General features: G+C 69.5%; 1 protein-coding gene. It reads left to right on the top strand.

Features of this window, described 5'->3' with window-relative positions; genetic code table 11:
- On the top strand, positions 1–1,100 hold a 1,100-nt coding region (locus tag Q9Q40_14260), incomplete at both ends, for a phenylacetate--CoA ligase family protein (GenBank protein MDQ7008381.1).

Here is a 1,100-nt window from a genome sequence, read left to right as displayed (position 1 = left end):
GGTCGAGGGGATCGCCTGGCCAGCCCTTCCCGGTGCGGCGGGTGAGGCCCTGGTCTGCCTGCTGTACCAGTTCGAGCGCAGCCAGTGGTGGCCGGAAACGGCGCTGCGGGCCGCCCAGTGGCGTCAGCTGCGGATCCTGTTGCGTCATGCCCGCCGCCACTGCCCCGGCTATCGCCATCGGCTTCCGGCAGAGCCCGATCCCGCCGGGTGGCGGGAAATCCCGGTATTGACCCGGCAACAGTTGCAGCAAGAGGCGGCCTCGCTGCGCAGCGAGGCACCACCAGAAGCGCATGGCCGCCGCCTGCGCTTTGCAACCACCGGTTCCACTTCCCGGCCGGTGGAGGTGGAGCGCAGTGAGCTGGCGCTGCTGATGGCCGAGGCAATGGTGGTGAGAGACCACCTCTGGCACCAGCGCGACCTCGGCGGAAAACTGGCGGTGATCACCACCAAGGTCGGGCAAGGCGAACACAGCGAGTGGGGTGGCGCGGTAAGCAGTGCCTTCATCACCGGCCCCGCCGCCACCCTCGACATTCGTGCCGAACCCGCTGCACAGCTCTCCTGGCTGCGGCGCCAGCAGCCGGCCTATCTGCTCAGCCACCCCTCCAACATCGACTCTCTGGCACGGCTCTCGCTGGAACGGGGGGAGCACTTGCCCGGTCTGCGTGGTGTGCGCAGCTTCGGCGAGGCCCTGCCCGAAGGCCTGCGCGAACGGGTCCGCCGGGCCTGGGGCGTGCCCCTTGCCGACACCTACAGTTGCGAAGAGGCCGGCACCATTGCCCTCCAGTGCCCACAGCATGCCCGTTATCACTGCATGGCCGAGCATCTGCTGGTGGAAGTGGTGGACGAGGCGGGGCAACCCTGTGGCCCGGGGGAGTGGGGCCGGGTGTTGCTGACCACCCTGCACAACTACGCCATGCCGCTGATCCGTTACGAGATCGGTGACTACGCCGAACTCGGTGCGCCCTGCCCCTGTGGCCGCGGCCTGCCGGTCCTCAGGCGCATCCTCGGACGCCGGCGGAACATGCTGGTGACCCCGGACGGGAGGCGCCACTGGCCCAGCTTTCCCGCCCGGATCTGGCTTCGGCATCGCGTGATCCGCC

The sequence above is a fragment of the Acidobacteriota bacterium genome (assembly GCA_030949985.1).
Classification (GTDB): domain Bacteria; phylum Acidobacteriota; class Polarisedimenticolia; order J045; family J045; genus JALTMS01.
This window is presented reverse-complemented; position numbering and strand designations above follow the sequence as displayed.